Origin of the sequence: Nocardiopsis exhalans (genome assembly GCF_024134545.1) — a bacterium.
Taxonomy (GTDB): Bacteria; Actinomycetota; Actinomycetes; order Streptosporangiales; family Streptosporangiaceae; genus Nocardiopsis; species Nocardiopsis exhalans.
The window spans coordinates 1,162,488-1,185,684 of record NZ_CP099837.1 but is presented as its reverse complement, the minus strand read 5'-3'; the positions used below and the strand labels follow the sequence as shown (position 1 = coordinate 1,185,684).

Sequence of the window (23,197 nt, the reverse complement as noted above, 5' to 3'; positions counted from 1 at the left end):
GCGGTAGGAGGCGCGGGTGCCGGTGCCGATCAGACGCGGCGGCGCTTCGGCGGGCGGCAGCCGTTGTGCGGGACCGGGGTGACGTCCTGGATGGAGCCAACCTCGAGACCGGTCGCCTGCAGCGAACGGATGGCGGTCTCCCGGCCGGAACCCGGGCCCTTCACGAAGACGTCGACCTTGCGGACGCCGTGCTCCTGGGCGCGGCGGGCAGCGGCCTCAGCGGCCATCTGCGCGGCGTAGGGGGTGCTCTTACGCGACCCCTTGAAGCCGACCTGACCCGAGCTGGCCCACGCGATCACCGCACCGGTGGGGTCGGTGATGCTCACGATCGTGTTGTTGAACGTGCTCTTGATGTGAGCGTGCCCGTGGGCAATGTTCTTCTTTTCCTTGCGGCGCACCTTGCGCGCGGCACCCTGACGGCCCTTAGGCGGCATGAGCGAAACTCCCAGAGATCATCGGTCCGTGTGTGTCTTCTCGGACGCGGTTGACAGGTCCGAGGCGGACTACTTCTTGCCGGCCTTCTTCTTGCCGGCCACGGTCTTCTTCTTGCCCTTGCGGGTACGGGCGTTGGTCTGCGTACGCTGACCGCGGACCGGAAGGCCACGACGGTGGCGGATGCCCTGGTAGCTTCCGATCTCCATCTTGCGACGGATGTCGGCCTGGACCTCGCGTCGCAGGTCACCCTCGACCTGGTAGTTGGCGTCGATCCACTCGCGCAGCTTGACCAGGTCCTCTTCGGACAGCTGGTAGACGCGGGTGTTCCCGTCGACACCGGTGTTCTTCAGGGTTTCGAGGGCGCGAGTACGGCCAACCCCGAAAACGTAAGTGAGAGCGATCTCCACCCGCTTGTCGCGGGGGAGGTCAACGCCGGCAATACGTGCCATGTGGGCGAGACTCCATCCATGCATTATGCGGAGGTCTGACCCGTTCCATCCTCTCGTCGCCCAATCGACGAGGCCCCGGCCTCCGACCGGGGGTTCTCCCCCACCACCAGCGGGCGGGAGATCGGAACAGGTTTTTCGTTGTTTCACGTGCCCGGTGGGGAAGACCTCCCCCTACCGGGTTTTCGCTGTGCGGAAGCCGCGGTCAGCGAGCCGGGGTTACTAGCCCTGGCGCTGCTTGTGGCGCGGGTCCGAGCAAATGACCATGATCCGACGGTTACGACGGATCACGCGGCACTTCGCGCAGATCTTCTTCACGCTCGGCTTGACCTTCATGGTGACTCCGAACTCATCACATCACCAGTCTTGGGCCGTGCGGCCCCTGACGGGCTACTTGTAGCGGTAAACGATGCGCCCGCGCGTGAGGTCGTACGGGCTCAGCTCCACGACGACGCGGTCGTCGGGGAGAATACGGATGTAGTTCATCCGCATCTTGCCGCTGATGTGGGCAAGGACCGTGTGCTTGTTGTCGAGTTCTACCTTGAACATAGCGTTGGGTAGCGACTCGACAACGGAACCCTCGATCTCGATGGCGCCGTCTTTCTTCGCCATGTCCTCCACGCCTCGCTCATCAATTGGTTGATCATGACAACCCGACGCGACCCCAGTGGTCTCGCATGACACGAAGACTCGGACGACCCCGGTGAAACCGGATCGCCAAAGCCGAAACACACTGGAAGCTCGGGCCAACTGCGAGAAGAGCGTACGTCTCTTGAAGGACGTGGCACAAAGAAGGCAGACTGACCCAACAGCCCGCGTATGGGCAATGACAGTCTATCCCCTTCGGACAAGTACTCCTAACCGAAGGGCAGAGAACTCTACACCGTCTGTCCAGTAGGACAAACTGGTCGAAAAGTCGCGTTGTTCTCCAGTCCGAACGCCGCGGACCCGCGGAACCACCGGGCGCCTCCGCCCTGGTCCTCGACTACTCCTCGCCCTGGCCGCGATGGGCGGCGAGCACCCCGAAGGTGACGACCGACATCAGGATCCCCCACGGACCGAGCACCCACAGGAACCACGGGTAGGCCGCCCCGGTGGTGAAGTAGAGGATCAGCCAGATGGAGAAACACAGGGCGTTCACGCCCCCGTAGAGCACCCACGGCACCATCAGGGCCGGGTCGCGCAACCGCAGGGGCGGAACCGCGCTGTCGGGGACCGCGATCCGGCCGACGTCGGCCAGGTCCCGCTCGGGCAGGTCGGTGGTGACCTTCGCCAGTTCGTCCACCGTCTTGGCCTTGTAGACCTGACTGAGGCGTTCGGTGAACTCCTCGTGGTCCAGGCGGCCCTGGGCGAAGTGCTCCTGGAGCAGCTGCGCGACACGGTCCCGCTCGGAATCGGTCGAACGCATGGACGGCGCCGAGTCGGACACTGCGTACCTCGCCTCTACACCTGTGAGTGGTCGCCACCCCCACTGCTTCAGCGGATTCCCGGATGAGGGCCGGGGATGGGGACCTCCGTCACCAGGTCGGCTGGACGAGCCCCATCTGTGTGATTTTATCGCGGTTCGACTCACGTGCGGTCAGCACCATCGGGCCGTCCGCGGTGATCGCCACGGTGTGCTCGAAGTGGGCGGCACGCCCGCCGTCACGGGTCACGACGGTCCAGCCGTCGTCGAGCTCCTCGACGTCGTGCTTGCCGATCGTGGTCATGGGCTCGATCGCCAGGCACATGCCCTCGACCAGCCGCATGCCGCGACCCTTCTTGCCGTAGTTCAGCACGTGCGGGTCCATGTGCATCTCGGTGCCGATGCCGTGGCCGCCGTACTCGCGCACGTTGCCGTAGCCGCCGTTGGCCGAGATGTGGCCGCCGATCGCGTACCCGATGTCACCCAGGCGCTTGCCCGGGCGCATCTGCGCGATCCCCTGCCACATGGACTCCTCGCACGTCTCCATCATCGCGAGGTCCTCGGGCCGGCCCTGGCCGACCGCGATGGTCACCGCGGAGTCGCCGTGCCAGCCGTCGAGAATGGCACCGCAGTCGACAGAGATGATGTCGCCCTCGGCCAGAACGCGCTCGGAAGTAGGGATCCCGTGCACGACCTCCTCGTTCACCGAGGCGCAGATCGAACCGGGGAAGCCGTGGTAGCCCTTGAAGGAGGGGACCGCCCCGGCGTCCCGGATGACCTTCTCCGCGACCGAGTCCAGCTCAAGGGTCGACACCCCGGGCCGCACCGCGGCCCGGAGGGTGTCCAGGGCGCGGGCCACGATCTGACCCGCCGCCCTCATCTTGGCGATCTGTTCCGGCGTCTTGATCTGCACGCCCGGATCCGCCTTTCGAAACATCAGACCGCCGACCGCTTCTCCTCGATGGCGGCCTTCGCACGGGCCGTCACCTCCGACACGGCACCCGTGGCGGCGATGGTGGCCAGCAGACCCTCACCGGAGTAGAACTCGACCAGCGGAGCCGTCTGGTCACGGTAGACCTTCAGGCGGTGCCGGATGGTCTCCTCGCGGTCGTCCTCGCGCTGGTACAGCTCGGCACCCTCGTTGTCGCACTCGCCCGCCTCACGGGGGGCGTCGTACTCGACGTGGTACACACGGCCGCACTCAGGGCAGGAGCGACGGCCGGAGAGACGCTTGACGACCTCCTCCTCGTCGACCCTCAGCTCCAGGACGACGTCCAGGCGGGTGCCGAGGTCGGCGAGCATGCCCTTGAGGGTCTCGGCCTGGGGGACGTTGCGGGGGAACCCGTCCAGCAGGAAACCACCCGCCGCGTCGTCCTGGGCCAGCCGGTCCTTGACCATGGCGTTCGTGACCTCGTCGGGGACGAGGTCACCACGGTCCATGAACTCCTTGGCCTTCTTGCCGAGTTCGGTACCACCGCTGACGTTGGCCCGGAAGATGTCGCCAGTGGACACCTTCGGGATCGACAGCTCTTCCGCGAGGATCTGGGCCTGGGTGCCTTTACCGGCCCCAGGCGGCCCCACCAATACTGCACGCATTTATCGCAGAAAACCTTCGTAGTTCCTCTGCTGGAGGTGACTCTCGATCTGCTTCACCGTGTCCAGCCCGACACCCACCATGATCAGGATGCTCGTCCCGCCGAACGGGAAGTTCATGCTGGCGCCGGTGGCACCGAGAGCGACCATCGGCAGGAGAGCGATCACACCCAGGTACAGAGAGCCGGGGGTCGTCAGACGAGTGAGGACGTAGTCCAAGTACTCGGCGGTCGGACGCCCTGGTCGGATACCCGGGATGAACCCACCGTACTTCTTCATGTTGTCGGCGACTTCAGTGGGGTTGAACGTAATGGCCACATAGAAGAACGCGAATCCGACGATCATGACGAAGAACGTCGCCATGTAGATGGGGTGGGTCCCCGTGAGGAAGTAGGTCTGGAAGAACTGGGCCACCGGATGGGTGGAGTCCTGCCCGAGCAGACCGACGACGAGCTGCGGAAGGTACAGCAGGGAGGAGGCGAAGATCACGGGGATGATGCCCGCCTGGTTGACCTTCAGCGGAATGTAGGTCGAGCTGCCGCCGTACATGCGGCGACCCACCATGCGCTTCGCGTACTGCACCGGGATACGGCGCTGGGCCTGCTCCATGAACACCACTGCGGTGATCAGGGCCAGGCCGGCGATGCAGATGATGGTGAAGATCCAGACCGACCGCTCCTCGTACAAGCCCATGATCGAGGCCGGGAACATCGCGATGACCTGTGTGAAGATCAGCAGCGACATACCGTTGCCGACACCGCGCTCGGTGATCAGCTCACCCATCCACATGATGATCGCGGTACCCGCGGTCATCACGAAGACGATCGTCACCATGGTGAGGATGTCCTGGTTGGGCATGTAGACGGTCGAGGGGATGGAGTTCTGGAAGAGGGCGCCGGTGCGGGCCATGGCCACGATGGAGGTGGCCTGGAGCACGGCGAGCATGAGAGTCAGATAGCGGGTGTACTGGGTGATCTTGCTCTGTCCGGCTTGGCCCTCCTTCTTGAGGGCCTCCAGACGCGGGATCACCACCGTGAGCAGGTTGATGATAATGCTCGCGGTGATGTACGGCATGACCCCGAGCGCGAACACCGCAAGTTGCAGCAGCGCGCCGCCGCTGAACAGGTTCACCAACGCGTAGACACCGGACTGGTCCTGCGCGGTGATGAAATCCATCTGCTCCCTGATCGCCGCGGAGTCGATGCCCGGAGCGGGAATCACCGAACCCAGCCGGAAGAGCGTCAGGATGAACAGTGTGAACAGCAGCTTATTGCGCAGGTCGGGCGTGCGGAATGCACGAACGAACGCACCTAGCACGTCTCCTCCTGCGCGGCTTCGGCGGCGGAACGGGTTCCAGACATCGCGGCCGATCCTGAATCGTCGTAGAACGTCAGCACCGGGCCTGTCGCCCGGTGCTCGGAAGTACTCACATTACGTCAAGCGGGGAGCTCAAACAGATGGCACTGTAACAGCCATCACCTGACGGAAGGGTTCGTGAGGCATAACGATCAACACTCACAACAACCCGCACAACGCGTGAGGGCGCCCGCCAGCAGGACCTTATCGGACCTGCCGGGCGGGCGCCCCCAATACGCATCGTAGGGAAACCCCTACAGCTCGGTGACAGTGCCACCGGCGGCGGTGATCTTCTCCTTCGCGGCACCGGAGAACGCGTTAACGCTCACCTGCACGGCGACGGTGATCTCACCCGTACCCAGCACCTTGACGAGCTGGTTCTTGCGAACCGCGCCCTTGGCGACCAGGCCCTCGACGGTGACCTCGCCACCCTCGGGGTAGAGCTCGCTCAGCTTGTCCAGGTTGACGACCTGGTAGGTCGTCTTGAACCGGGCGTTGCTGAAGCCCTTGAGCTTCGGGATCCGGCGGATGAGGGGCATCTGCCCACCCTCGAAACCGGGACGAACAGTGTTACGAGCCTTGGTGCCCTTGGTACCGCGACCAGCGGTCTTACCCTTGGAAGCCTCGCCGCGACCCTTGCGGATCTTGGCCTTGTTGCTACCCGGGGCGGGACGCAGGTGGTGCAGCTTGAGCAGCTCGTCGGGGTTGTAGTCGCTCATTCTGCGACCTCCTCGACAGAAACGAGGTGCGAGACGATCGTGATCTGCCCGCGAACCTCAGGGCGGTCCTCGCGGACAGTGGACTTACCGATCCGGCCCAGACCGAGCGACTGGAGAGCAGCGTGCTGCTTCACCTTGCCGCCGATCTTGGAGCGGGTCTGCGTGATCTTGATCTTGGCCATGATCAGGCTCCTGCCTTCGCCTCAGAGCGAGCGCGCAGCATGGCAGCCGGGGCCACATCCTCGATCGGCAGACCACGGCGGGCCGCGATCTCCTCGGGCTGGTTGAGACCCTTGAGCGCCGCCACCGTGGCGTGCACGATGTTCAGCGGGTTGGACGAACCGAGCGACTTGCTCAGAATGTCGTGGATACCGGCGCACTCCAGGACGGCGCGCACGGGGCCGCCGGCGATAACACCGGTACCCGGGGCGGCCGGACGGAGCAGGACGACGCCAGCGGCTTCCTCGCCCTGGACCCGGTGCACGATGGTGCCCTGGATCCGCGGGACGCGGAAGAAGTTCCGCTTCGCGGCCTCGACGCCCTTGGCGATCGCGGCCGGAACTTCCTTGGCCTTGCCGTAACCGACACCCACCATGCCGTTGCCGTCACCGACGACGACGAGCGCGGTGAAGGAGAAGCGACGGCCGCCCTTGACGACCTTCGCGACCCGGTTGATGGTCACGACCTTCTCGATGTAGGAGACACCCTTGTCTGCGGCGCCGCCGCGGCGATCGTCACGGCGATCACGCCGTTCGCCACCGGCGCCGCGCCGCGGTGCTGCAGCCATCAGTGATTCCTCTTCTCGTGGTTGCTCTTGGCCTTTACAGAGGTCATGGAACTAGAACTCCAGCCCACCCTCGCGCGCCGCGTCGGCGAGCTTGGCGATACGACCGGCGTAGCGGTTACCACCGCGGTCGAAGACGACCTGGGTGATACCGGCGTCCTTCGCGCGCTGCGCGACGAGCTCACCGACCTTGACGGACTTGTCGGACTTGGTGCCGTCGGCGCCACGCACGTCGGTCTCCACGCTGGAGGCGGCGACCAGGGTGTGACCCTTGGTGTCGTCGATCACCTGCGCGACGATGTGCTTGGAGGAGCGGAACACGGCCAGACGCGGACGCTCGCTCGTGCCCACGACCTTCTTGCGGACCCGGAACTGCCGGCGCTTGCGCGAGGTGGTGGCCTTGGCGGTGCGCTTACGGCTCACGGTGATGCCCATGCCTACTTACCAGCCTTTCCGGCCTTGCGGCGGATGTGCTCACCCTTGTACCGCACGCCCTTGGCCTTGTACGGGTCAGGCTTGCGCAGACTACGGATGTTCGCGGCGACCTGGCCCACCAGCTGCTTGTCGATGCCCTCGACGTGGAGGATCGTCGGCTTCTCCACGCGGAAGGTGATGCCCTCGGGGGGCTCGATGACCACGGGGTGGCTGAAGCCCAGCGAGAACTCCAGGTTGGAGCCGCGGGCCTGGACGCGGTAACCCACACCGTGGATTTCCAGCGTCTTCGCGTAACCCTTGGAGACACCCTCGACGAGGTTGGCGATCAGCGCACGGGTCAGACCGTGCAGCGACCGGTTCTCCGGCTTGTCATCGGGACGCGCCACCGTGACGACCCCGTCCTCGAAAGAGGCGGTGATCGGCTCGGTGATCGTGTGCTTCAGTTCGCCCTTCGGCCCCTTGACAGTGACGTCTTGCCCGTTAATCGTGACTTCGACGCCCTTGGGGACCGAGAGCGGCAGTCGACCGATTCGCGACATGCTTCAGTCTCTCCCTAGTTACCAGACGTAAGCGAGGACTTCGCCGCCCACGCCACGCTTCTTGGCCTGCTTGTCAGTCATCAGGCCACCGGACGTCGAAATGATCGCCACACCGAGGCCACCCAGCACACGCGGAAGGTTCTCCTTCTTCGCGTACACGCGGAGGCCGGGCTTGGAGACCCGGCGGATACCCGCGATGGAACGCTCACGGGTGGGGCCGTACTTCAGGTCGAGGACGAGGCTCTGGCCCACAGGGGCCTCCTCGGCACGCCAGCCCTGAATAAAGCCCTCCTGCTGGAGGATCTCGGCGATGTGCGCCTTGATCTTGGAATACGGCATCGTCACGGTGTCGTGGTATGCCGAATTCGCGTTACGCAGACGTGTCAGCATGTCTGCGATCGGGTCGGTCATCGTCATGGCCGACTGGCCCTTCCTCACCGCGGTTTCCGAGTGCGGGCTTTCCCAGAGCCTGCCTCCCTGCGGGGTCGCCCCCGGGGAGTGCACAAACAGGACCTACGGCGTGGTCGTGGGCACCGCGGTCCCTCGCGGGACTGCCGTGCCCTGATGAATGGATGTTGCTGACCCGCGGACCGCTATGGAGCGGTCACGGGCACTGCTGTGAGCAACCAAGCGGATGGCGCTTCGGGGGGCCGACCGCGCTAGCGCGCATGGTCGGCCCCACCGGAAACTACCAGCTCGACTTGGTGATACCGGGCAGCTCGCCCTTGTGAGCCATCTCGCGGAAGCAGATACGGCACAGGCCGAACTTCCGGAAGACGGCGCGGGGGCGGCCGCACCTGGAGCATCGAGTATACGCACGAACGCCGAACTTCGGCTTCCGCTGCGACTTAGCGATCAGGGACTTCTTAGCCATCTGTGGTAACCCCTCAGGCTTCCTTGAACGGGAAACCGAGCCGCTTGAGCAGACTGCGGCCCTGTTCGTTGGTGGTCGCCGTCGTGACAACCGTGATGTCCATCCCACGCTGGCGGTCGACCTTGTCCGGGTCGACCTCGTGGAACATGACCTGCTCGGTCAGACCGAACGTGTAGTTGCCGTTCCCGTCGAACTGCTTCGGGGAAAGACCACGGAAGTCCCGGATCCGAGGCAGGGCCAGCGAGAGCAGCCGGTCAAGGAACTCCCACATGCGGTCGCCGCGCAGCGTCACAGTGACGCCGATCGGCTGACCCTCGCGCAGCTTGAACTGCGCGATGGAGTTCTTGGCCCGGTTGACCTTGGGCTTCTGACCGGTGATCGCCGTGATGTCGGCGATAGCACCCTGGATCAGCTTCGCGTCACGAGCCGCCTCGCCCACGCCCATGTTGACCACGATCTTCGTGAGACCGGGGATCTGCATGACGTTGGCGATGTCGAACTCGTCCTTGAGGCCCGCAGCGATCTCGTTGCGGTACTTCTCCTTGAGTCGCGGCATCGGAGGGGCGGTGATGTCGTTCGTAACCGTCATCAGATGTCCTTACCGGTGCGACGGGAGACGCGAACCTTGGTTCCGTCTTCCTCGAAGCGGTAGCCGACCCGGGTGGCCTTGCCGTCCTCCGCGAGCGCAACATTGCTCACGTGGAGGGGGGCCTCCTTGGTGACGACCTCGCCCTGCTGGCCGCCGGCCGGGTTGGCCTTCCTGTGCTTCTTGACCAGGTTGACGCCCTCGACGATGACACGGTCTTCCTTGGGCAGGGCCTTGACGACCTTGCCGGTGGCACCCTTGTCCTTGCCGGCGAGAACGATGACCTCGTCGCCAGATTTGATCTTCATCGCTTAGAGCACCTCCGGCGCCAGCGAAATAATGCGCATGTACTTCTTGTCACGCAGCTCACGGCCGACCGGGCCGAAGATGCGGGTGCCTCGCGGGTCCCCACCGTCCTTGATGAGCACGGCAGCGTTCTCATCGAAGCGGATGTAGGAGCCGTCGGGCCGGCGGCGCTCCTTGACGGTGCGCACGACAACGGCCTTGACGACGTCGCCCTTCTTGACTCCAGCGCCAGGCAGGGCGTCCTTCACCGTGGCGACGATGGTGTCACCAATACCGGCGTAGCGCCGACCCGAGCCACCGAGAACACGGATGGTAAGGATCTCCTTGGCACCCGTGTTGTCAGCGACCTTGAGTCGCGACTCCTGCTGAATCACGTCTGCTCCTGATGTGATGCGTGCGGTCCACTGCCGCACGGCTAGGTGGTCTCACCCCTCGCGTCGGCGGCCGACAACTCGTGCCGGCCGCCAACAGGCTGGGGTTACTTAGCCTTCTCCAGGATCTCCACGACGCGCCAACGCTTCGTCGCGGAGAGCGGCCGGGTCTCCATCATGCGGACCCGGTCGCCGACGCCAGCGGAGTTCGCCTCGTCATGCGCCTTGTACTTGGTCGTCCGACGGATGACCTTTCCGTACAGGGCGTGCTTGACGCGGTCCTCAACCTCGACAACGACGGTCTTGTCCATCTTGTCGCTGACGACGTAGCCCTCGCGCACCTTGCGGTAGTTGCGCGTGTCAGTCTGGTTCTCACTCATTCGGCTGCTTCCTTCGTCTCCTCAGCCGACTCACCAGACAGCTGGACGATGCCCAGCTCGTGCTCGCGCAGCACCGTGTAGATCCGCGCGATCTCGCGCTTGACGGTACGAAGACGGCTGTGGTTGTCGAGCTGGCCGGTAGCGGCCTGGAAGCGGAGGTTGAAGAGCTCTTCCTTGGCTTCCTTGAGCTTGGTGACCAGGTCCTCGACGGACTGGTCGCGCAGCTCATGGGCAGTCACGGACTTCGCCATCACTCCCCCTCCCGCTTAACAAACTTGCACTTCATCGGGAGCTTGTGCATCGCACGGCGCATCGCTTCCTTCGCGATGGCCTCGGGCACGCCCGACAGCTCGAACATCACACGACCCGGCTTGACCGGAGCGACCCACCACTCGGGCGAACCCTTACCGGAGCCCATGCGGACCTCGGCGGGCTTCTTCGTCAGCGGACGGTCCGGGAAGATGTTGATCCACACCTTGCCGCCACGCTTGATGTGACGCGTCATGGCGATACGAGCGGACTCGATCTGACGGTTCGTCACGTAGGCCGACTCCAGAGCCTGGATACCGAACTCGCCGAAGGCGACCGTGGTACCGCGCTGGGCCTTGCCGCGAAGGTCCGGGTGGTGCTGCTTCCGGTACTTCACCTTACGAGGAATAAGCATCGGTTAGCTCCCCTCGGTCTTCGGGGCCTCGGCCGAAGCACCAGCCTTGGCGTCGGTGTTCGGGGCGCCAGCGGCACCGCCACGACGGCGGCGCTGCGGACGCTCACGGCGCTGACCGCCACCGGCGGTGCGCGCGGCGGCCTGAGCGGCCTCGCGCTCGGCGCGGGTCACAGGGGCGTCGCCCTTGTAGATCCACACCTTGACGCCGATGCGACCGAACGTCGTACGGGCCTCGAAGAAGCCGTAGTCGATGTCGGCGCGCAGCGTGTGCAGCGGGACGCGACCCTCGCGGTAGAACTCCGAGCGGGACATCTCAGCCCCACCCAGACGACCACCGCACTGGATACGAATACCCTTGGCGCCACTCTTCATGGCGCTCTGCATGGCCTTGCGCATCGCGCGGCGGAAAGCCACGCGGCTGCTCAGCTGCTCAGCGACGCCCTGGGCGACGAGCTGCGCGTCGATCTCGGGGTTCTTGACCTCGAAGACGTTCAGCTGCACCTGCTTGCCGGTGAGCTTTTCCAGGTCCGTACGGATCCGGTCAGCCTCAACGCCGCGGCGGCCGATGACAATGCCCGGCCGGGCGGTGTAGACGTCCACGCGAACACGGTCACGGGTACGCTCGATCTCGACCTTGGAAATGCCCGCGCGCTCCATGCCACGGGTCAGCATCCGACGGATCGCGACGTCTTCCTTGACGTAGTCCTTGTAGGACTTGTCGGCGTACCAACGGCTCTTGAAGTCGGTGGTGATGCCGAGGCGGAACCCGTGCGGGTTTACCTTCTGCCCCACTATCGGGTCCTTTCCTTCGTCTTGGACGAGGCGCCCGAGTTCTCAGCGACGACCACAGTGATGTGGCTCGTGCGCTTCGTGACTCGGAAAGCCCGGCCGAAGCCTCGGGGGCGAATGCGCTTCAGGGTCGGACCCTCGTCCACCCACACGCGCTCGACCACCAGGGACTCACGGTCCAGCTTGTCGTTGTGCTCAGCGTTGGCGATGGCGCTAGCCAGCACCTTGCCAACGGGCTCGCTCGCCGACTGGGGCGCGAACCGGAGCACCGCCTGTGCCTCGTCAGCGGGCAACCCGCGAATAAGGTCCGCCACCCGGCGAGCCTTTCGGGGCGTAACGCGGACGAACCGCGCCTGTGCCCTCGTTCCCATCGCTTTTCCCTCGCTCACGGAAATTCCTTCCCCACTCACCGTGGAGAAAATGGTTCTTACAACTGCTGCAACCGCTAGCGGCGGCTGCGGCGGTCGTCCTTGACGTGGCTACGGAAAGTACGCGTGGGAGCGAACTCACCGAGCTTGTGGCCGACCATCGACTCCGACACGAACACCGGAACGTGCTTGCGGCCGTCGTGGACGGCGATCGTGTGACCGATCATCTCCGGGACAATCATGGATCGCCGGGACCACGTCTTGATGACGTTCTTGGTCCCCTTCTCGTTCTGAACTTCCACCTTCTTGATGAGGTGGTCGTCGACGAAGGGACCCTTCTTAAGGCTACGTGGCATCAGACGTGCTCCTTACCGCTTCTTCTTACCGCTACGCCGACGCCGCACGATCAGCTTGTCGCTGGCCTTGTTCTTGGCCCGGGTCCGGCCTTCCTTCTTGCCCCAGGGGCTGACCGGGTGACGACCACCGGAGGTCTTGCCCTCACCACCACCGTGCGGGTGGTCGACCGGGTTCATGACCACACCACGGACGGTCGGGCGCTTGCCCTTCCACCGCGAGCGGCCGGCCTTGCCCCAGTTGATGTTGGACTGCTCGGCATTGCCGACCTGACCAACCGTGGCGCGGCACGAGATCTCGACCATGCGCATCTCGCCGGAGGGCATACGCAGCGTGGCGTAACGGCCTTCCTTGGCGAGGAGCTGGATCTGCGACCCCGCGGAACGACCCAGCTTGGCACCGCCACCGGGCTTCAGCTCGACCGCGTGCACGAACGTACCCGTGGGGATGTTGCGCAGCGGGAGGCAGTTGCCCGGCTTGATGTCGGACTGGGGGCCGTTCTCGATCTTGTCGCCCTGCTTGAGGCCGGCGGGCGCCAGAATGTAGCGCTTCTCACCGTCCACGTAGTGCAGCAGAGCAATGCGAGCGGTGCGGTTGGGGTCGTACTCGATGTGAGCGACCTTGGCCGGAACGCCGTCCTTGTCGTGACGACGGAAGTCGATCACGCGGTAGGCGCGCTTGTGGCCACCACCCTGGTGACGAGCGGTGATCCGGCCGTGGCCGTTACGACCGCCCTTGGAGTGAAGCGGACGGACCAGGGACTTCTCCGGCTCCGAGCGCGTGATCTCGACGAAGTCGCTCACGCTGGAGCCGCGACGACCCGGCGTCGTCGGCTTGTACTTACGAATGCCCATCTTCTTCGCGCATTCCTTTACGTGTTGCTTGACATGTAGCGGTCAGACCTCGGAAAGGTCCTAGACACCGAAGATGTCGATCCGCTGGCCCTCGGCCACGCTGACGATCGCGCGCTTGGTGTCGGGACGCTTCCCGAAACCGAAACGGGTGCGCTTGCGCTTACCCTTCCGGTTGATCGTGTTCACGCTCGTGACCTTCACCTCGAAGATCTTCTCGATCGCGATCTTGATCTGGGTCTTGTTGGCGTCCGGGCGAACGATGAACGTGTACTTGTTCTCGTCCATGAGCCCGTAGCTCTTCTCGGAGATCACCGGCTCGACGATGATGTCCCGGTGGTCGGCGATCCTCACTGGTCGTCCTCCTCGGACTCAGCGGCCTTCGAGGTACCGGCCGCGTGGGCCAGGAACTCGGCGTAGCCCGCCTCGGTGAAGACCACGTCGTCCGAGTACAGGACGTCGTAGGTGTTCACCTGGTCCGCGTCGAGGATGTGGACCTCTTCGAGGTTGCGCAGGGCGCGCCGGTTGTGCTCGTCCTCGCGGGCCAGGACGACGAGAACCTTGTCGGACTCGGTGACCTGACGCAGCGACTTCAGAGCGGTCTGCGTGAACTTGCTCTCCGCGTCCTCAGCGATGAACGTGCTGATGACGTGGATGCGGCCGTGGTTCGCCCGGTCGGAGAGGGCACCGCGCAGGGCGGCGGCCTTCATCTTCTTGGGGGTCCGCTGGCTGTAGTCACGCGGCTGGGGACCGTGAACGGTGCCACCGCCGGTGTACTGCGGGGCGCGGATCGAGCCCTGACGGGCGCGACCGGTTCCCTTCTGGCGGTAGGGCTTCTTGCCACCGCCGCGAACCTCGCCGCGGGTCTTGGTGGCGTGCGTGCCCTGCCGGCCGGCGGCCAGCTGGCCGTTCACGACCTGGTGGATCAGCGGAATGCTGACCTGCTGGGCGAAGACGGACTCGGGGAGCTCAACGCTGCCCTTGGAGCCGCCCTCGGGGTTCTTGACCTCGATCTGGGCCATGACTTACTTGTCCCCCTTCACAGCGGTGCGGACGAGCACCAGACCGCCGTTGGGACCGGGGACAGCACCCTTGACCAGGATGAGGCCCTTCTCCGCGTCCACAGAGTGAACGGTCAGGTTCTGGACGGTCTTGCGCACGTTGCCCATGCGCCCGGCCATCCGCATGCCCTTGAAAACGCGGCCGGGTGTGGCGCAGCCGCCGATGGAACCGGGCGAGCGGTGCTTACGCTGGGTGCCGTGCGAGGCGGACAGACCACGGAAACCGTGGCGCTTCATCACACCGGCGAAACCCTTGCCCTTGCTCTTGCCCGTGACATCGACCTTCTGGCCGATCTCGAACGCGGCGGCGTCGACCTCCTGGCCGAGCGTGTACTCGGAGGCGTCGGTGGTGCGCACCTCGACGTAGTGCCGGCGCGGGGTCAGGTCGTTCGCGCGAAGGTAGTCGCCCAGGGGCTTGTTCACCTTGCGCGGGTTGATCTGCCCGTAGCCGAGCTGGATGGCGGAGTAGCCATCGGTGTCCGGAGTCCGGATGCGGCTCACGACGCACGGACCGGCCTTCAGGACGGTCACGGGCACCATCTTGCCCGCGTCGTCGAAGACCTGGGTCATGCCGAGCTTTTCGCCCAGAACTCCCTTGATCTGCTTGGTGGCCATGTCAGTGCGTCCTTAAAGCTTGATCTCGATGTCAACGCCAGCCGGGAGGTCGAGTCGCATGAGCGAGTCGACCGTCTTCGGCGTGGGGTCGATGATGTCGATCAGCCGCTTGTGGGTGCGCATCTCGAAGTGCTCGCGCGAGTCCTTGTACTTGTGCGGCGATCGGATAACGCAGTAAACGTTCTTTTCCGTCGGCAGCGGCACCGGGCCCGCGACCTGTGCGCCAGTTCGCGTCACAGTCTCAACGATCTTGCGCGCCGAGCTGTCGATGACCTCGTGGTCATAGGCCTTTAGCCGAATGCGGATCTTCTGTCCCGCCATGTGGCCTGTTCGTCCTTCGCTTCAGTGTCCGTAACGGTGAGCTGTCCGGGCACAGACGCCCAGGCCCGTCGGCGAAATCCGCCGGCGTGTTGGCCGTGAGCCCCTATTCCCTTGAGAAACCGCAACAGGGCTTGCCCCTGCGGTGCGTCACCGTCACAGAGCCCGATGACGTCTTGAGTGTGGGTGGGCGGGCCGCCTTGTAGCGGCCCACCCACCGCGCTGGGGCGGCTCCGAATGGGGCCACCCCAACTTGTGTGCTACTTGAGGATCTTCGTGACGCGACCCGCGCCCACGGTCCGGCCACCCTCACGGATGGCGAACTTGAGGCCCTCTTCCATCGCGACCGGCTGGATCAGGTTGACGGTCATCTCGGTGTTGTCACCGGGCATGACCATCTCCGTGCCCTCCGGCAGCGTCACGACGCCGGTGACGTCGGTGGTGCGGAAGTAGAACTGCGGGCGGTAGTTGTTGAAGAACGGCGTGTGGCGGCCGCCCTCGTCCTTGGACAGGATGACAACCTGGCCCTCGAACTCGGTGTGCGGGGTGGTCGTGCCGGGCTTGATCACGACCTGGCCGCGCTCGACGTCCTCGCGCTTGATGCCGCGCAGGAGCAGACCGACGTTGTCGCCGGCCTGACCGTTGTCGAGCAGCTTGCGGAACATCTCAACACCGGTGACGGTGGTGGTCTGCTTCTCTTCCTTGATGCCGACAATGTCAACGGTCTCGTTGACGTTGACGATGCCGCGCTCGATACGGCCGGTGACGACGGTGCCGCGACCGGTGATCGAGAAGACGTCCTCGATCGGCATCAGGAAGGGCTTCTCGGTGTCACGCTCGGGCTCCGGAATGAAGCTGTCGACCGTGCCCATGAGCTCCAGGACGGACTTGCCCCACTCGGCGTCGCCCTCGAGCGCCTTGAGCGCCGAGACCTTGGTGACCGGGACGTCGTCGCCGGGGAACTCGTACTCGCTGAGGAGCTCACGGACCTCGAGCTCGACGAGCTCGAAGATCTCCTCGTCGTCCACCATGTCGGCCTTGTTCAGGGCGACGACGATGGCGGGGACGCCGACCTGGCGAGCAAGGAGGACGTGCTCCTTGGTCTGCGGCATCGGGCCGTCGGTGGCGGCCACGACCAGGATCGCGCCGTCCATCTGCGCGGCACCCGTGATCATGTTCTTCACGTAGTCAGCGTGACCGGGGCAGTCGACGTGAGCGTAGTGACGCGCCTCGGTCTGGTACTCGACGTGAGCGACGGAGATGGTGATACCGCGCTCGCGCTCCTCAGGAGCGTTGTCGATGTCCTCGAACGGGGTGAACGGGTTCAGCTCCGGGTACGCGTCGTGCAGAACCTTGGTGATGGCTGCCGTCAGCGTGGTCTTGCCGTGGTCGATGTGACCGATGGTGCCGATGTTGACGTGCGGCTTAGTCCGCTCGAATTTTGCCTTCGCCACTGGAAATCTCCTAGACGTACAGATCTATCTGGCTGTGGTCCAACCCCGTGGGCACGGGGAACAGCCGGGTTTCGTGTTCGCGGCTATTCGCCGCGAACCTTCGCCACGATTTCGGTGGCGACAGCGGACGGAACCTCCGCATAGGAGTCGAACACCATCGAGTAGTTGGCTCGACCCTGCGTACGGCTGCGCAGGTCACCCACGTAGCCGAACATTTCCGAAAGGGGCACCTGGGCCTTGACGACCCGGACCCCGGAACGCTCGTCCATGGACTGGATCTGTCCACGACGGGAGTTCAGGTCACCGATCACGTCACCCATGTACTCCTCGGGCGTCGTGACCTCAACGGCCATGACCGGCTCGAGCAGCGTGGGCTTCGCGAGCTTGACGGCCTCCTTGAAGGCCATCGAACCAGCGGTCTTGAACGCCATCTCCGAGGAGTCGACGTCGTGGTACTGGCCGTCCTGCAGCGTCACCTTGATGCCGACGAGCGGGTAGTGCGCGAGCACACCCAGCTCAGCGGCCTCCTGGCAGCCGGCGTCGACCGACGGGATGTACTCCCGCGGGATGCGGCCACCGGTGACGGAGTTGACGAACTCGTACCCGGACGCGTCGCCCTCTTCGACCACGAGCGGCTCAAGGTCGATCTTGACCTTGGCGAACTGGCCCGACCCACCGGTCTGCTTCTTGTGGGTGTAGACGTGGCCTTCGACCTTCTTGCGAATGGTCTCCCGGTAGGCCACCTGGGGCTTACCGATGTTCGCCTCGACCTTGAACTCGTCGCGCATACGGTTGACCAGCACCTCGAGGTGCAGCTCACCCATACCGGAGATCACGGTCTGACCGGTCTGCTCGTCCGAGGCCACCTGGAAGGAGGGGTCCTCGTCGGCCAGACGCTGGATCGCGATGCCCAGCTTCTCCTGGTCGCTCTTGGTCTTCGGCTCGATGGCCACCTCGATGACCGGAGCCGGGAAGGTCATGGACTCCAGGACGATCGGAGCCGACTGGTCGCAGAGCGTCTCGCCGGTCGTGGTGTCCTTCAGACCCATGACCGCGACGATGTCGCCCGCGCCCGCCTCGGCGATCTCCTCACGCTTGTTGGAGTGCATGCGGTAGATCTTGCCGATGCGCTCCTTGCGGCCCTTCAGGCTGTTCAGAACCTGGGTACCGGTGTTGAGAACGCCCGAGTAGATGCGCAGGTAGGTCAGGCGACCCAGGTGCGGGTCGCTCATGATCTTGAAGACCAGCGCGGACATCGGCTCGTCGACGCTCGGCTTGCGCTCGAGCTTCGTCTCCTCGGTCTCGTCCTTGGGGTCGTGGCCCTCGATGGCGTCCACGTCCAGGGGCGAGGGAAGGTAAGCGGTGACCGCGTCGAGCAGGGGCTGAACGCCCTTGTTCTTGAACGCGGTGCCGCAGACGATCGGGATCGCGGTACCGGCGATGGTGGCGCGACGGATCGCGGGCACCAGCTGCTCCTCGGTGGGCTCCTTGCCCTCGAGGTACAGCTCCATGATCTCGTCGTCGGCCTCGGCCAGCGTCTCGATGAACTGGTCGCGAGCCTCGCGGGCGGCGTCCACGTGAGTCTCGGGGATGTCGACGGTGTCGTACATCTCGCCGAGCGCGGCCTCGTCGTTCCAGACGTAGGCCTTCATCTTCACGAGGTCGATGACGCCCTTGAAGTCGCTCTCGGCACCGATGTTCAGCTGGATCGGCATGGCGTTCGCGCCGAGGCGCTCACGGAACATGTCGACACAACGCTGGAACTCGGCGCCGATCTTGTCCATCTTGTTGACGAAGCAGATCCGCGGGACCTTGTAACGGTCGGCCTGACGCCAGACCTGCTCCGACTGGGGCTCCACGCCTTCCTTGGCGTCGAACACCGCGACGGCACCGTCGAGCACACGCAGCGACCGCTCGACCTCGACCGTGAAGTCGACGTGGCCGGGCGTGTCGATGATGTTGATGGTGTGGTCGTCCCAGTGGGTGGTGGTAGCAGCCGAGGTAATGGTGATACCCCGCTCCTGCTCCTCCTTCATCCAGTCCATGGTGGCAGCGCCATCGTGGACCTCGCCCACCTTGTGGGTCACACCGGTGTAGTAGAGGATCCGCTCGGTCGTCGTCGTCTTGCCCGCGTCGATGTGGGCCATGATGCCGATGTTGCGGACCTTGGCCAGGTCAAGCAAAGTCTTAGCCATGAGGCTCGTCTTCCCTAGGTCTCAAGGAATCGATTCGCCGCGGGATTACCAGCGGTAGTGGGCGAAGGCCTTGTTCGACTCGGCCATCTTGTGCGTGTCCTCACGCTTCTTGACAGCCGCGCCCAGACCGTTGCTGGCGTCAACCAGCTCGTTCATCAGACGCTCGGTCATGGTCTTTTCACGACGCTGACGCGAGTAGGAGACCAGCCAGCGCAGGGCCAGCGTGGTGGACCGGGAGGCGCGAACCTCGACCGGCACCTGGTAGGTCGCGCCACCAACACGGCGGCTGCGGACCTCCAGCGCGGGCTTGACGTTGTCCAGGGCTCGCTTGAGAACGACGAGCGGGTCCTGACCGGACTTCTCACGGGCGCCCTCGAGGGCGTCGTACACGACCGCCTGAGCGATGGAGCGCTTGCCGTCGAGAAGCACCTTGTTGATCAGTGCGGTGACGAGCGGCGAGCCGTAGACCGGGTCGGTGATGAGCTGGCGCTTCGGCGCCGGGCCCTTGCGCGGCATGCTTACTTCTCCTTCTTGGCGCCGTAGTGGCTACGGGCCTGCTTGCGGCCTCGGACACCCTGGGTGTCGAGCGAACCGCGGACAATTCGGTAGCGAACGCCCGGCAGGTCCTTCACACGACCGCCACGAACCAGCACGATGCTGTGCTCCTGGAGGTTGTGACCAATGCCGGGAATGTAGGCCGTGACCTCGATGCCGCTGCTCAGCTTGACGCGAGCGACCTTACGCAGAGCGGAGTTCGGCTTCTTCGGCGTAGTGGTGTAGACACGCGTGCACACACCACGACGCTGCGGACTCCCCTTCAGCGCCGGGGTCTTGTTCTTTGCGACCTTGTCCTGTCGGCCCTTGCGGACCAGCTGCTGGATGGTGGGCACCGCGTCTCCGTCTTCCTCGTGACCTACGCCGGTTCTCGTAGCCGATATCGCTATTGACCTGCTGAATTTCCCGAATCTCCCCGACCCCCGAGGTCGGGCGTGTCGCCCTCGTTCCCACGCATGGCGAACGGGCGAGCACCCGGCCGGAAGGCCGATTCACAGGAGGGGGTTCACGTGCGCAGCGCGCCTTCTGTCCGTCCTGTGGAGGACTGGGGCGCCGCACACACACGTGTGACCCGTCGACTCACGGGCACAATCACACAGGCTACCGCTAACCGAACATGCGGTCAAAACGGTGTGCGACATGGCGAGACAAGCGGAACCGGATCTCGCGTAGCCGTGGGTCAACCTCAGTCTACGCGCTTCCAGACTCGTTTCGCCCCAGATTCCCGCCGAAGGGCGGGTGGAGGGCCGTCAACAGTAAACGGCCGCCCCCGGAGAACCCATTGTTCACCGGAAGCGGCCGAGAAGCTACACCACGAACCAGATCGCGACGGAGATCACCGTCACGACGATACCGATGACCGCGAAGACGGTACCGGTGGTGATCAGACCCAGGCCGTCGAGGGTGCCTCGCGACTCGCGGATCGCCTTCTTCGCCTTGGGACCGGTGACGAACAACGCCAGGATCGCGGTGATCACACCGACGACCGGGATCACCGAGGCAAGACCCAGCCACAGGGTCACGTTCGCCCCGGGCTCGGTGTCGGCCAGGAAGTCGATGCTGTCGTAACCGGGGTAGTCGCCGTCGTCGCGGGCCTCATCGAAACCGGGGAAGTCCTCGGCGATCTTGTCCCGGCGGCGCTTGGCCGGCTTGGGCTGCTCCGGCATCCCGTAGTCCGCGGGGGTGAAGCCGTCCTCGTAGTCCGACTCCCCTTCGGGAGCGCGATCCTCAGCCGGACGGCCGACACGCTCCGGGGCTTCGGGGATTTCCGGGGCCCCGTCGAAGCGGTCCTCGGTGAACGGGCCGGCGGCGGACTCGTGACCGCGGTCGGCGTAGCCCTGTCGGCCGTGGCCCTGCTGGTCGTCACCCTGGTCATCGGCGTAACCCTGATCGCCGTAGCCACGGTCGTCGTAGGCCTGGTCGTCATAACCGCGACCGGTGTCCGGGCCGTCGAAGTCGCCGTAGCCGCGGTCGTCGTAACCCTGGTCACGGTGATCCTGGTCGGTGTAGCCCTGACCGGCGAAGCCCTGCTCGCCGTAACCCTGGTCGGGGTGACCGCGCTCACCGCGGCCGCGGTCGTCGAAGCCGAGCTCGTCGTAGTCGGAGTGGTCCCGGGTCCGGGCACCGCGAGCATCGGGCTCGGGGGCCTGCTCGAACGAGGGCGCGGTGAACATCTGGGTGGCGCCCTCACCGCCCCGCCAGGACTCGTCGCCTTCCCCGGGCGTCCCGCCCCAGGCGGCGGGTTCGGGCTGTTGGAGCGGATCCCGGAGCGGGTCCTGGTCCCAGGCCGCCTCGGCCCGGGCGGGCGCGTCCCAGGAATGGTCGTCCCACTGCTGCCCGGAGTCGGGCCCGGGGGCGTACTCGGTCGGCTCGGGCCGCGAGGCCCAGGTTTCCGCCTCGGTCCGCTCGGGCCGCGAGGCCCAGGCTTCCTCCTCCCCCACCTCCTGGGGTTCCTTGGCCTTGGCCCGCGACTGCATGTCGGCGATGGCGGCCAGGGGGTCGTCGGAGGTGGCCACGGCGGCGGACAGCTCGCCCGTGTCGGGGCCGCTCTCCCGCTCCGGAGCGCTCTGCGCGGTGTTCTCGCTCTCGGGCGCGACGCCCCAGTCGGAGTAGACGGGCTCCTCCGGGGCCGACTCCCGACGGCGGCGCTCGGCGTCGCGGACGACGTCCGGCAGGCGCGGGTCGTCGCGGTCGAAGGCCCAGGTGTTGCCGCTCCCGCTGCCCAGACCGCCCTCGTCGGCGGGCACCGCGTCGGAGGGGGCCGGGGCCGGGGGAGAAAGCTCGTCGTCGTAGCGGTCGGTGCCGTAGGACGGGGCCGGGGCGGAGACCGAATCGCCGACATGCGGCGCGGGCCGCGGGGAGAGCTCGTCGTCGTACTGGTCGCCGGTGGGGGACGGGGTGTGGGCGGGCTCGGACCACTGCTGGTCGGCCGGGTCGGCCCACGGCTCGGTGGTGCCCGCGCCCTTCCAGGCGTCCCCGGTGTCCGGGGTGGGGCTCCAGCTGTCCAGGCCGCCGGCGCCCGGCCACTCGTCCGGCTGTTCCCGGGCCGGTTCGGGCTGCCGGAGTTCCTCGGCCGGAGGCGTCCAGTCGCTCTGGGCGGACCGCGGACTCCACGGCTCGTCCACGGCTGGCACCGCGGGCTCCGGAGCCGCCTGCGGGGCCCAGGAGGCCTCGGCGGGCGGTGTCCACGCGTCTTCGGGCCGCGCGGCCCAGGCTTCCGCCTCCGTCTGCTCGGGCCGCGGGGCCCAGGCTTGCGCCTCGACGGGCCCCGGCCCCCACGGCTCGTCCTCGACCGGCCGCTCGGTCCGCGGGCTCCAGGTGTCGGCCTCGGGAAGAGGTGCTTCGGGTACGAGGGCTTCCGGGGTCCAGGTGTCCTCGGTCCGCTCGGGCCGCGGGGCCCAGGCCTGCGCCTCGGCGGGCCGCTCGACCTCGAACCGCTCCGGTGCGGGCTGCGCCGGTGCGGGCTCGGGGGTCCACGAGTCGTTGGTGCCGGTCGCCCAGCTGTCGTGCGCCGGTTCCGAGGGGACCTGGGGGTCCTCGGGGGGCAGCGGCACGTCGGCGCTCGCGGCGATACCCGGGTAGCCGCCGGTGGGGGCGGGTTCCTCGGGGGCCGGAGGCGCCTCGTAGGTGGGTGCTTCGTAGGTCGGCGCCTCGTATGCCTGGGGTGCCGCTTGTGCTTCCGGAGCTTCGGGGGTCCGCGGCCCTTCGTCCGCGGGGAACCCTTCGGGCTCACGGGGCGCCTGCGGCTCCCAGGGCACCGGACGCTCCTGCGGGGCCGCCAGCGGGTCGCTCTCCCCCGGGATCCGGGTGACCGGCTGGTAGGCCGACGCGCCCGCGCCCGGGTAGGAGATGGCGCCGGGGGCGTACGGGGGCTGCTCGGTGGCGGGCGGTGCCGCCGGAGGCGTCACGGGCGGAGCCCCCAGGTCCGGGTAGGGCTCGACCATGGCCGGACGCGACGCGCTCAGCCCCGCGTATCCCCCGCTGTCCGGGAAGACCGCACCACCCTCAGGGGCGTCGCCCTCGGGCGCGCCCTCCTGTTCCAGCGGATCCTGGTACTCCGACTGTGTGCGGTTGCGGTTCTCACTGGGCTTGAACCACGAGTCCGCATCCGCTTCGGAGCCCCGGTTACCCGGCGCTCCGCCCCCGTTTTCAGTCACTTGCCTGCTCTCCCGCCGGCGCCGTAGCGCCCTCTCCCCGTCCGCACCGCAGTGTACGAACCGACAACGACGAAAACGGCGGCGGGGC

General features: G+C 66.0%; 34 protein-coding genes. All 34 read right to left on the bottom strand.

Annotated elements, in window-relative coordinates; all coding sequences use genetic code 11:
• Nucleotides 1-29 precede the first annotated feature (29 nt).
• The 34 genes from rpsK to NE857_RS05215 all read right to left on the bottom strand — a co-directional run bounded on the left by rpsK (nt 30) and on the right by NE857_RS05215 (nt 23,109).
• The gene (rpsK, locus tag NE857_RS05380) at nt 30-434 is read right to left on the bottom strand and encodes a 30S ribosomal protein S11 (RefSeq protein WP_017542982.1); all 405 of its coding nucleotides are present in this window, start codon (nt 432-434) and stop codon (nt 30-32) included.
• A gap of 69 nt (nt 435-503) precedes the next feature.
• Nucleotides 504-884 carry a 30S ribosomal protein S13 gene (rpsM, locus tag NE857_RS05375; protein WP_017542983.1) on the bottom strand — a complete coding sequence of 127 codons (381 nt, stop codon included), beginning with the start codon at nt 882-884 and terminating at the stop codon, nt 504-506.
• A gap of 219 nt (nt 885-1,103) precedes the next feature.
• The gene (rpmJ, locus tag NE857_RS05370; RefSeq protein WP_082206327.1) at nt 1,104-1,217 is read right to left on the bottom strand and encodes a 50S ribosomal protein L36; all 114 of its coding nucleotides are present in this window, start codon (nt 1,215-1,217) and stop codon (nt 1,104-1,106) included.
• Nucleotides 1,218-1,271: 54 nt separating this feature from the next.
• On the bottom strand, nt 1,272-1,493 hold the full coding sequence (infA, locus tag NE857_RS05365; RefSeq protein WP_017578623.1) for a translation initiation factor IF-1: 222 nt from the start codon (nt 1,491-1,493) through the stop codon (nt 1,272-1,274).
• Between the two features lie 373 nt (nt 1,494-1,866).
• Nucleotides 1,867-2,310: a DUF1707 SHOCT-like domain-containing protein gene (locus NE857_RS05360; protein WP_254420030.1), complete on the bottom strand. Its 444-nt coding sequence runs from the start codon at nt 2,308-2,310 to the stop codon at nt 1,867-1,869.
• A gap of 88 nt (nt 2,311-2,398) precedes the next feature.
• Complete coding sequence (gene map / locus NE857_RS05355) at nt 2,399-3,223, bottom strand: type I methionyl aminopeptidase (protein ID WP_254420029.1); 825 nt, start codon at nt 3,221-3,223, stop codon at nt 2,399-2,401.
• A complete protein-coding gene (locus tag NE857_RS05350; RefSeq protein WP_254420028.1) occupies nt 3,223-3,882 on the bottom strand; it encodes an adenylate kinase in 660 nt (219 codons plus the stop codon). The genes map and NE857_RS05350 overlap by 1 nt, the downstream gene beginning before the upstream one ends.
• Entirely contained in the window at nt 3,883-5,196 is a 1,314-nt protein-coding gene (gene secY / locus NE857_RS05345; RefSeq protein ID WP_017578627.1) for a preprotein translocase subunit SecY, read from the bottom strand.
• 293 nt (nt 5,197-5,489) lie between these two features.
• Entirely contained in the window at nt 5,490-5,954 is a 465-nt protein-coding gene (gene rplO / locus NE857_RS05340) for a 50S ribosomal protein L15 (protein ID WP_017578628.1), read from the bottom strand.
• Nucleotides 5,951-6,136 carry a 50S ribosomal protein L30 gene (gene rpmD, locus NE857_RS05335; protein WP_017578629.1) on the bottom strand — a complete coding sequence of 62 codons (186 nt, stop codon included), beginning with the start codon at nt 6,134-6,136 and terminating at the stop codon, nt 5,951-5,953. The genes rplO and rpmD overlap by 4 nt, the downstream gene beginning before the upstream one ends.
• A 2-nt stretch (nt 6,137-6,138) precedes the next feature.
• Nucleotides 6,139-6,741: a 30S ribosomal protein S5 gene (rpsE, locus tag NE857_RS05330; protein WP_017578630.1), complete on the bottom strand. Its 603-nt coding sequence runs from the start codon at nt 6,739-6,741 to the stop codon at nt 6,139-6,141.
• Nucleotides 6,742-6,792: 51 nt separating this feature from the next.
• Nucleotides 6,793-7,173 carry a 50S ribosomal protein L18 gene (gene rplR, locus NE857_RS05325; protein ID WP_017578631.1) on the bottom strand — a complete coding sequence of 127 codons (381 nt, stop codon included), beginning with the start codon at nt 7,171-7,173 and terminating at the stop codon, nt 6,793-6,795.
• A 2-nt stretch (nt 7,174-7,175) separates the two neighbouring features.
• Complete coding sequence (gene rplF, locus NE857_RS05320; protein ID WP_017578632.1) at nt 7,176-7,712, bottom strand: 50S ribosomal protein L6; 537 nt, start codon at nt 7,710-7,712, stop codon at nt 7,176-7,178.
• An 18-nt stretch (nt 7,713-7,730) separates the two neighbouring features.
• Nucleotides 7,731-8,129, bottom strand: a complete 399-nt coding sequence (rpsH, locus tag NE857_RS05315) for a 30S ribosomal protein S8 (RefSeq protein ID WP_026116173.1) — start codon at nt 8,127-8,129, stop codon at nt 7,731-7,733.
• Nucleotides 8,130-8,400: 271 nt separating this feature from the next.
• Nucleotides 8,401-8,586 (bottom strand): type Z 30S ribosomal protein S14, encoded by a 186-nt coding sequence (locus NE857_RS05310; protein ID WP_017588433.1) that lies wholly within the window; start codon nt 8,584-8,586, stop codon nt 8,401-8,403.
• A gap of 13 nt (nt 8,587-8,599) precedes the next feature.
• On the bottom strand, nt 8,600-9,175 hold the full coding sequence (gene rplE / locus NE857_RS05305) for a 50S ribosomal protein L5 (protein ID WP_017578634.1): 576 nt from the start codon (nt 9,173-9,175) through the stop codon (nt 8,600-8,602).
• Nucleotides 9,175-9,480 carry a 50S ribosomal protein L24 gene (gene rplX / locus NE857_RS05300; RefSeq protein ID WP_017578635.1) on the bottom strand — a complete coding sequence of 102 codons (306 nt, stop codon included), beginning with the start codon at nt 9,478-9,480 and terminating at the stop codon, nt 9,175-9,177. The genes rplE and rplX overlap by 1 nt, the downstream gene beginning before the upstream one ends.
• A 3-nt stretch (nt 9,481-9,483) precedes the next feature.
• Nucleotides 9,484-9,852, bottom strand: a complete 369-nt coding sequence (rplN, locus tag NE857_RS05295; RefSeq protein ID WP_013156121.1) for a 50S ribosomal protein L14 — start codon at nt 9,850-9,852, stop codon at nt 9,484-9,486.
• 104 nt (nt 9,853-9,956) lie between these two features.
• Nucleotides 9,957-10,229 (bottom strand): 30S ribosomal protein S17, encoded by a 273-nt coding sequence (gene rpsQ / locus NE857_RS05290; protein WP_017578636.1) that lies wholly within the window; start codon nt 10,227-10,229, stop codon nt 9,957-9,959.
• The gene (gene rpmC, locus NE857_RS05285) at nt 10,226-10,480 is read right to left on the bottom strand and encodes a 50S ribosomal protein L29 (protein WP_017578637.1); all 255 of its coding nucleotides are present in this window, start codon (nt 10,478-10,480) and stop codon (nt 10,226-10,228) included. Before rpmC ends, rpsQ begins: the two co-directional genes overlap by 4 nt.
• Nucleotides 10,480-10,893 carry a 50S ribosomal protein L16 gene (gene rplP / locus NE857_RS05280; protein ID WP_017578638.1) on the bottom strand — a complete coding sequence of 138 codons (414 nt, stop codon included), beginning with the start codon at nt 10,891-10,893 and terminating at the stop codon, nt 10,480-10,482. Before rplP ends, rpmC begins: the two co-directional genes overlap by 1 nt.
• 3 nt (nt 10,894-10,896) lie before the next feature.
• On the bottom strand, nt 10,897-11,685 hold the full coding sequence (gene rpsC / locus NE857_RS05275) for a 30S ribosomal protein S3 (RefSeq protein WP_017578639.1): 789 nt from the start codon (nt 11,683-11,685) through the stop codon (nt 10,897-10,899).
• Nucleotides 11,685-12,053 (bottom strand): 50S ribosomal protein L22, encoded by a 369-nt coding sequence (gene rplV / locus NE857_RS05270; protein ID WP_017578640.1) that lies wholly within the window; start codon nt 12,051-12,053, stop codon nt 11,685-11,687. The genes rpsC and rplV overlap by 1 nt, the downstream gene beginning before the upstream one ends.
• Before the next feature lie 74 nt (nt 12,054-12,127).
• On the bottom strand, nt 12,128-12,406 hold the full coding sequence (gene rpsS / locus NE857_RS05265) for a 30S ribosomal protein S19 (RefSeq protein WP_017543003.1): 279 nt from the start codon (nt 12,404-12,406) through the stop codon (nt 12,128-12,130).
• 12 nt (nt 12,407-12,418) lie between these two features.
• Nucleotides 12,419-13,258 carry a 50S ribosomal protein L2 gene (gene rplB, locus NE857_RS05260; RefSeq protein WP_017543004.1) on the bottom strand — a complete coding sequence of 280 codons (840 nt, stop codon included), beginning with the start codon at nt 13,256-13,258 and terminating at the stop codon, nt 12,419-12,421.
• 60 nt (nt 13,259-13,318) lie between these two features.
• The gene (rplW, locus tag NE857_RS05255; RefSeq protein ID WP_017578642.1) at nt 13,319-13,609 is read right to left on the bottom strand and encodes a 50S ribosomal protein L23; all 291 of its coding nucleotides are present in this window, start codon (nt 13,607-13,609) and stop codon (nt 13,319-13,321) included.
• Entirely contained in the window at nt 13,606-14,277 is a 672-nt protein-coding gene (gene rplD / locus NE857_RS05250) for a 50S ribosomal protein L4 (RefSeq protein ID WP_017578643.1), read from the bottom strand. Before rplD ends, rplW begins: the two co-directional genes overlap by 4 nt.
• A gap of 3 nt (nt 14,278-14,280) precedes the next feature.
• On the bottom strand, nt 14,281-14,931 hold the full coding sequence (rplC, locus tag NE857_RS05245; protein WP_017543007.1) for a 50S ribosomal protein L3: 651 nt from the start codon (nt 14,929-14,931) through the stop codon (nt 14,281-14,283).
• A gap of 12 nt (nt 14,932-14,943) precedes the next feature.
• On the bottom strand, nt 14,944-15,252 hold the full coding sequence (gene rpsJ, locus NE857_RS05240) for a 30S ribosomal protein S10 (RefSeq protein ID WP_013156110.1): 309 nt from the start codon (nt 15,250-15,252) through the stop codon (nt 14,944-14,946).
• Nucleotides 15,253-15,509: 257 nt separating this feature from the next.
• On the bottom strand, nt 15,510-16,703 hold the full coding sequence (tuf, locus tag NE857_RS05235) for an elongation factor Tu (protein WP_017578644.1): 1,194 nt from the start codon (nt 16,701-16,703) through the stop codon (nt 15,510-15,512).
• Between the two features lie 83 nt (nt 16,704-16,786).
• Complete coding sequence (gene fusA, locus NE857_RS05230; protein ID WP_254420027.1) at nt 16,787-18,898, bottom strand: elongation factor G; 2,112 nt, start codon at nt 18,896-18,898, stop codon at nt 16,787-16,789.
• A 45-nt stretch (nt 18,899-18,943) separates the two neighbouring features.
• The gene (rpsG, locus tag NE857_RS05225; RefSeq protein ID WP_017543010.1) at nt 18,944-19,414 is read right to left on the bottom strand and encodes a 30S ribosomal protein S7; all 471 of its coding nucleotides are present in this window, start codon (nt 19,412-19,414) and stop codon (nt 18,944-18,946) included.
• A gap of 2 nt (nt 19,415-19,416) precedes the next feature.
• Entirely contained in the window at nt 19,417-19,788 is a 372-nt protein-coding gene (gene rpsL, locus NE857_RS05220; protein WP_014912437.1) for a 30S ribosomal protein S12, read from the bottom strand.
• A gap of 471 nt (nt 19,789-20,259) precedes the next feature.
• Nucleotides 20,260-23,109, bottom strand: a complete 2,850-nt coding sequence (locus NE857_RS05215; protein ID WP_254420026.1) for a hypothetical protein — start codon at nt 23,107-23,109, stop codon at nt 20,260-20,262.
• Nucleotides 23,110-23,197: the final 88 nt, after the last annotated feature.

What these genes read in the sequence shown, in the direction of transcription:
- NE857_RS05350 (WP_254420028.1), bottom strand. Translation starts at nt 3,882, where the DNA reads ATGCGTGCAGTATTGGTGGGGCCGCCTGGGGCCGGTAAAGGCACCCAG.
- rplF (WP_017578632.1), bottom strand. Translation starts at nt 7,712, where the DNA reads ATGTCGCGAATCGGTCGACTGCCGCTCTCGGTCCCCAAGGGCGTCGAA.
- rplO (WP_017578628.1), bottom strand. Translation starts at nt 5,954, where the DNA reads ATGAGCGACTACAACCCCGACGAGCTGCTCAAGCTGCACCACCTGCGT.
- rpsM (WP_017542983.1), bottom strand. Translation starts at nt 884, where the DNA reads ATGGCACGTATTGCCGGCGTTGACCTCCCCCGCGACAAGCGGGTGGAG.
- rplX (WP_017578635.1), bottom strand. Translation starts at nt 9,480, where the DNA reads ATGAAGATCAAATCTGGCGACGAGGTCATCGTTCTCGCCGGCAAGGAC.
- rplB (WP_017543004.1), bottom strand. Translation starts at nt 13,258, where the DNA reads ATGGGCATTCGTAAGTACAAGCCGACGACGCCGGGTCGTCGCGGCTCC.
- rplR (WP_017578631.1), bottom strand. Translation starts at nt 7,173, where the DNA reads ATGGGCATCACCGTGAGCCGTAAGCGCACCGCCAAGGCCACCACCTCG.
- infA (WP_017578623.1), bottom strand. Translation starts at nt 1,493, where the DNA reads ATGGCGAAGAAAGACGGCGCCATCGAGATCGAGGGTTCCGTTGTCGAG.
- rpsS (WP_017543003.1), bottom strand. Translation starts at nt 12,406, where the DNA reads ATGCCACGTAGCCTTAAGAAGGGTCCCTTCGTCGACGACCACCTCATC.
- fusA (WP_254420027.1), bottom strand. Translation starts at nt 18,898, where the DNA reads ATGGCTAAGACTTTGCTTGACCTGGCCAAGGTCCGCAACATCGGCATC.
- rpsH (WP_026116173.1), bottom strand. Translation starts at nt 8,129, where the DNA reads ATGACGATGACCGACCCGATCGCAGACATGCTGACACGTCTGCGTAAC.
- rpmJ (WP_082206327.1), bottom strand. Translation starts at nt 1,217, where the DNA reads ATGAAGGTCAAGCCGAGCGTGAAGAAGATCTGCGCGAAGTGCCGCGTG.
- rplC (WP_017543007.1), bottom strand. Translation starts at nt 14,931, where the DNA reads ATGGCCACCAAGCAGATCAAGGGAGTTCTGGGCGAAAAGCTCGGCATG.
- rplV (WP_017578640.1), bottom strand. Translation starts at nt 12,053, where the DNA reads ATGGGAACGAGGGCACAGGCGCGGTTCGTCCGCGTTACGCCCCGAAAG.
- rpsG (WP_017543010.1), bottom strand. Translation starts at nt 19,414, where the DNA reads ATGCCGCGCAAGGGCCCGGCGCCGAAGCGCCAGCTCATCACCGACCCG.
- rplE (WP_017578634.1), bottom strand. Translation starts at nt 9,175, where the DNA reads ATGACGGTTACGAACGACATCACCGCCCCTCCGATGCCGCGACTCAAG.
- NE857_RS05310 (WP_017588433.1), bottom strand. Translation starts at nt 8,586, where the DNA reads ATGGCTAAGAAGTCCCTGATCGCTAAGTCGCAGCGGAAGCCGAAGTTC.
- rpmD (WP_017578629.1), bottom strand. Translation starts at nt 6,136, where the DNA reads ATGGCCAAGATCAAGATCACGCAGACCCGCTCCAAGATCGGCGGCAAG.
- rplP (WP_017578638.1), bottom strand. Translation starts at nt 10,893, where the DNA reads ATGCTTATTCCTCGTAAGGTGAAGTACCGGAAGCAGCACCACCCGGAC.
- rpmC (WP_017578637.1), bottom strand. Translation starts at nt 10,480, where the DNA reads ATGGCGAAGTCCGTGACTGCCCATGAGCTGCGCGACCAGTCCGTCGAG.
- rpsK (WP_017542982.1), bottom strand. Translation starts at nt 434, where the DNA reads ATGCCGCCTAAGGGCCGTCAGGGTGCCGCGCGCAAGGTGCGCCGCAAG.
- map (WP_254420029.1), bottom strand. Translation starts at nt 3,223, where the DNA reads ATGTTTCGAAAGGCGGATCCGGGCGTGCAGATCAAGACGCCGGAACAG.
- rpsQ (WP_017578636.1), bottom strand. Translation starts at nt 10,229, where the DNA reads ATGAGTGAGAACCAGACTGACACGCGCAACTACCGCAAGGTGCGCGAG.
- rpsE (WP_017578630.1), bottom strand. Translation starts at nt 6,741, where the DNA reads ATGGCTGCAGCACCGCGGCGCGGCGCCGGTGGCGAACGGCGTGATCGC.
- rpsJ (WP_013156110.1), bottom strand. Translation starts at nt 15,252, where the DNA reads ATGGCGGGACAGAAGATCCGCATTCGGCTAAAGGCCTATGACCACGAG.
- rplD (WP_017578643.1), bottom strand. Translation starts at nt 14,277, where the DNA reads ATGGCCCAGATCGAGGTCAAGAACCCCGAGGGCGGCTCCAAGGGCAGC.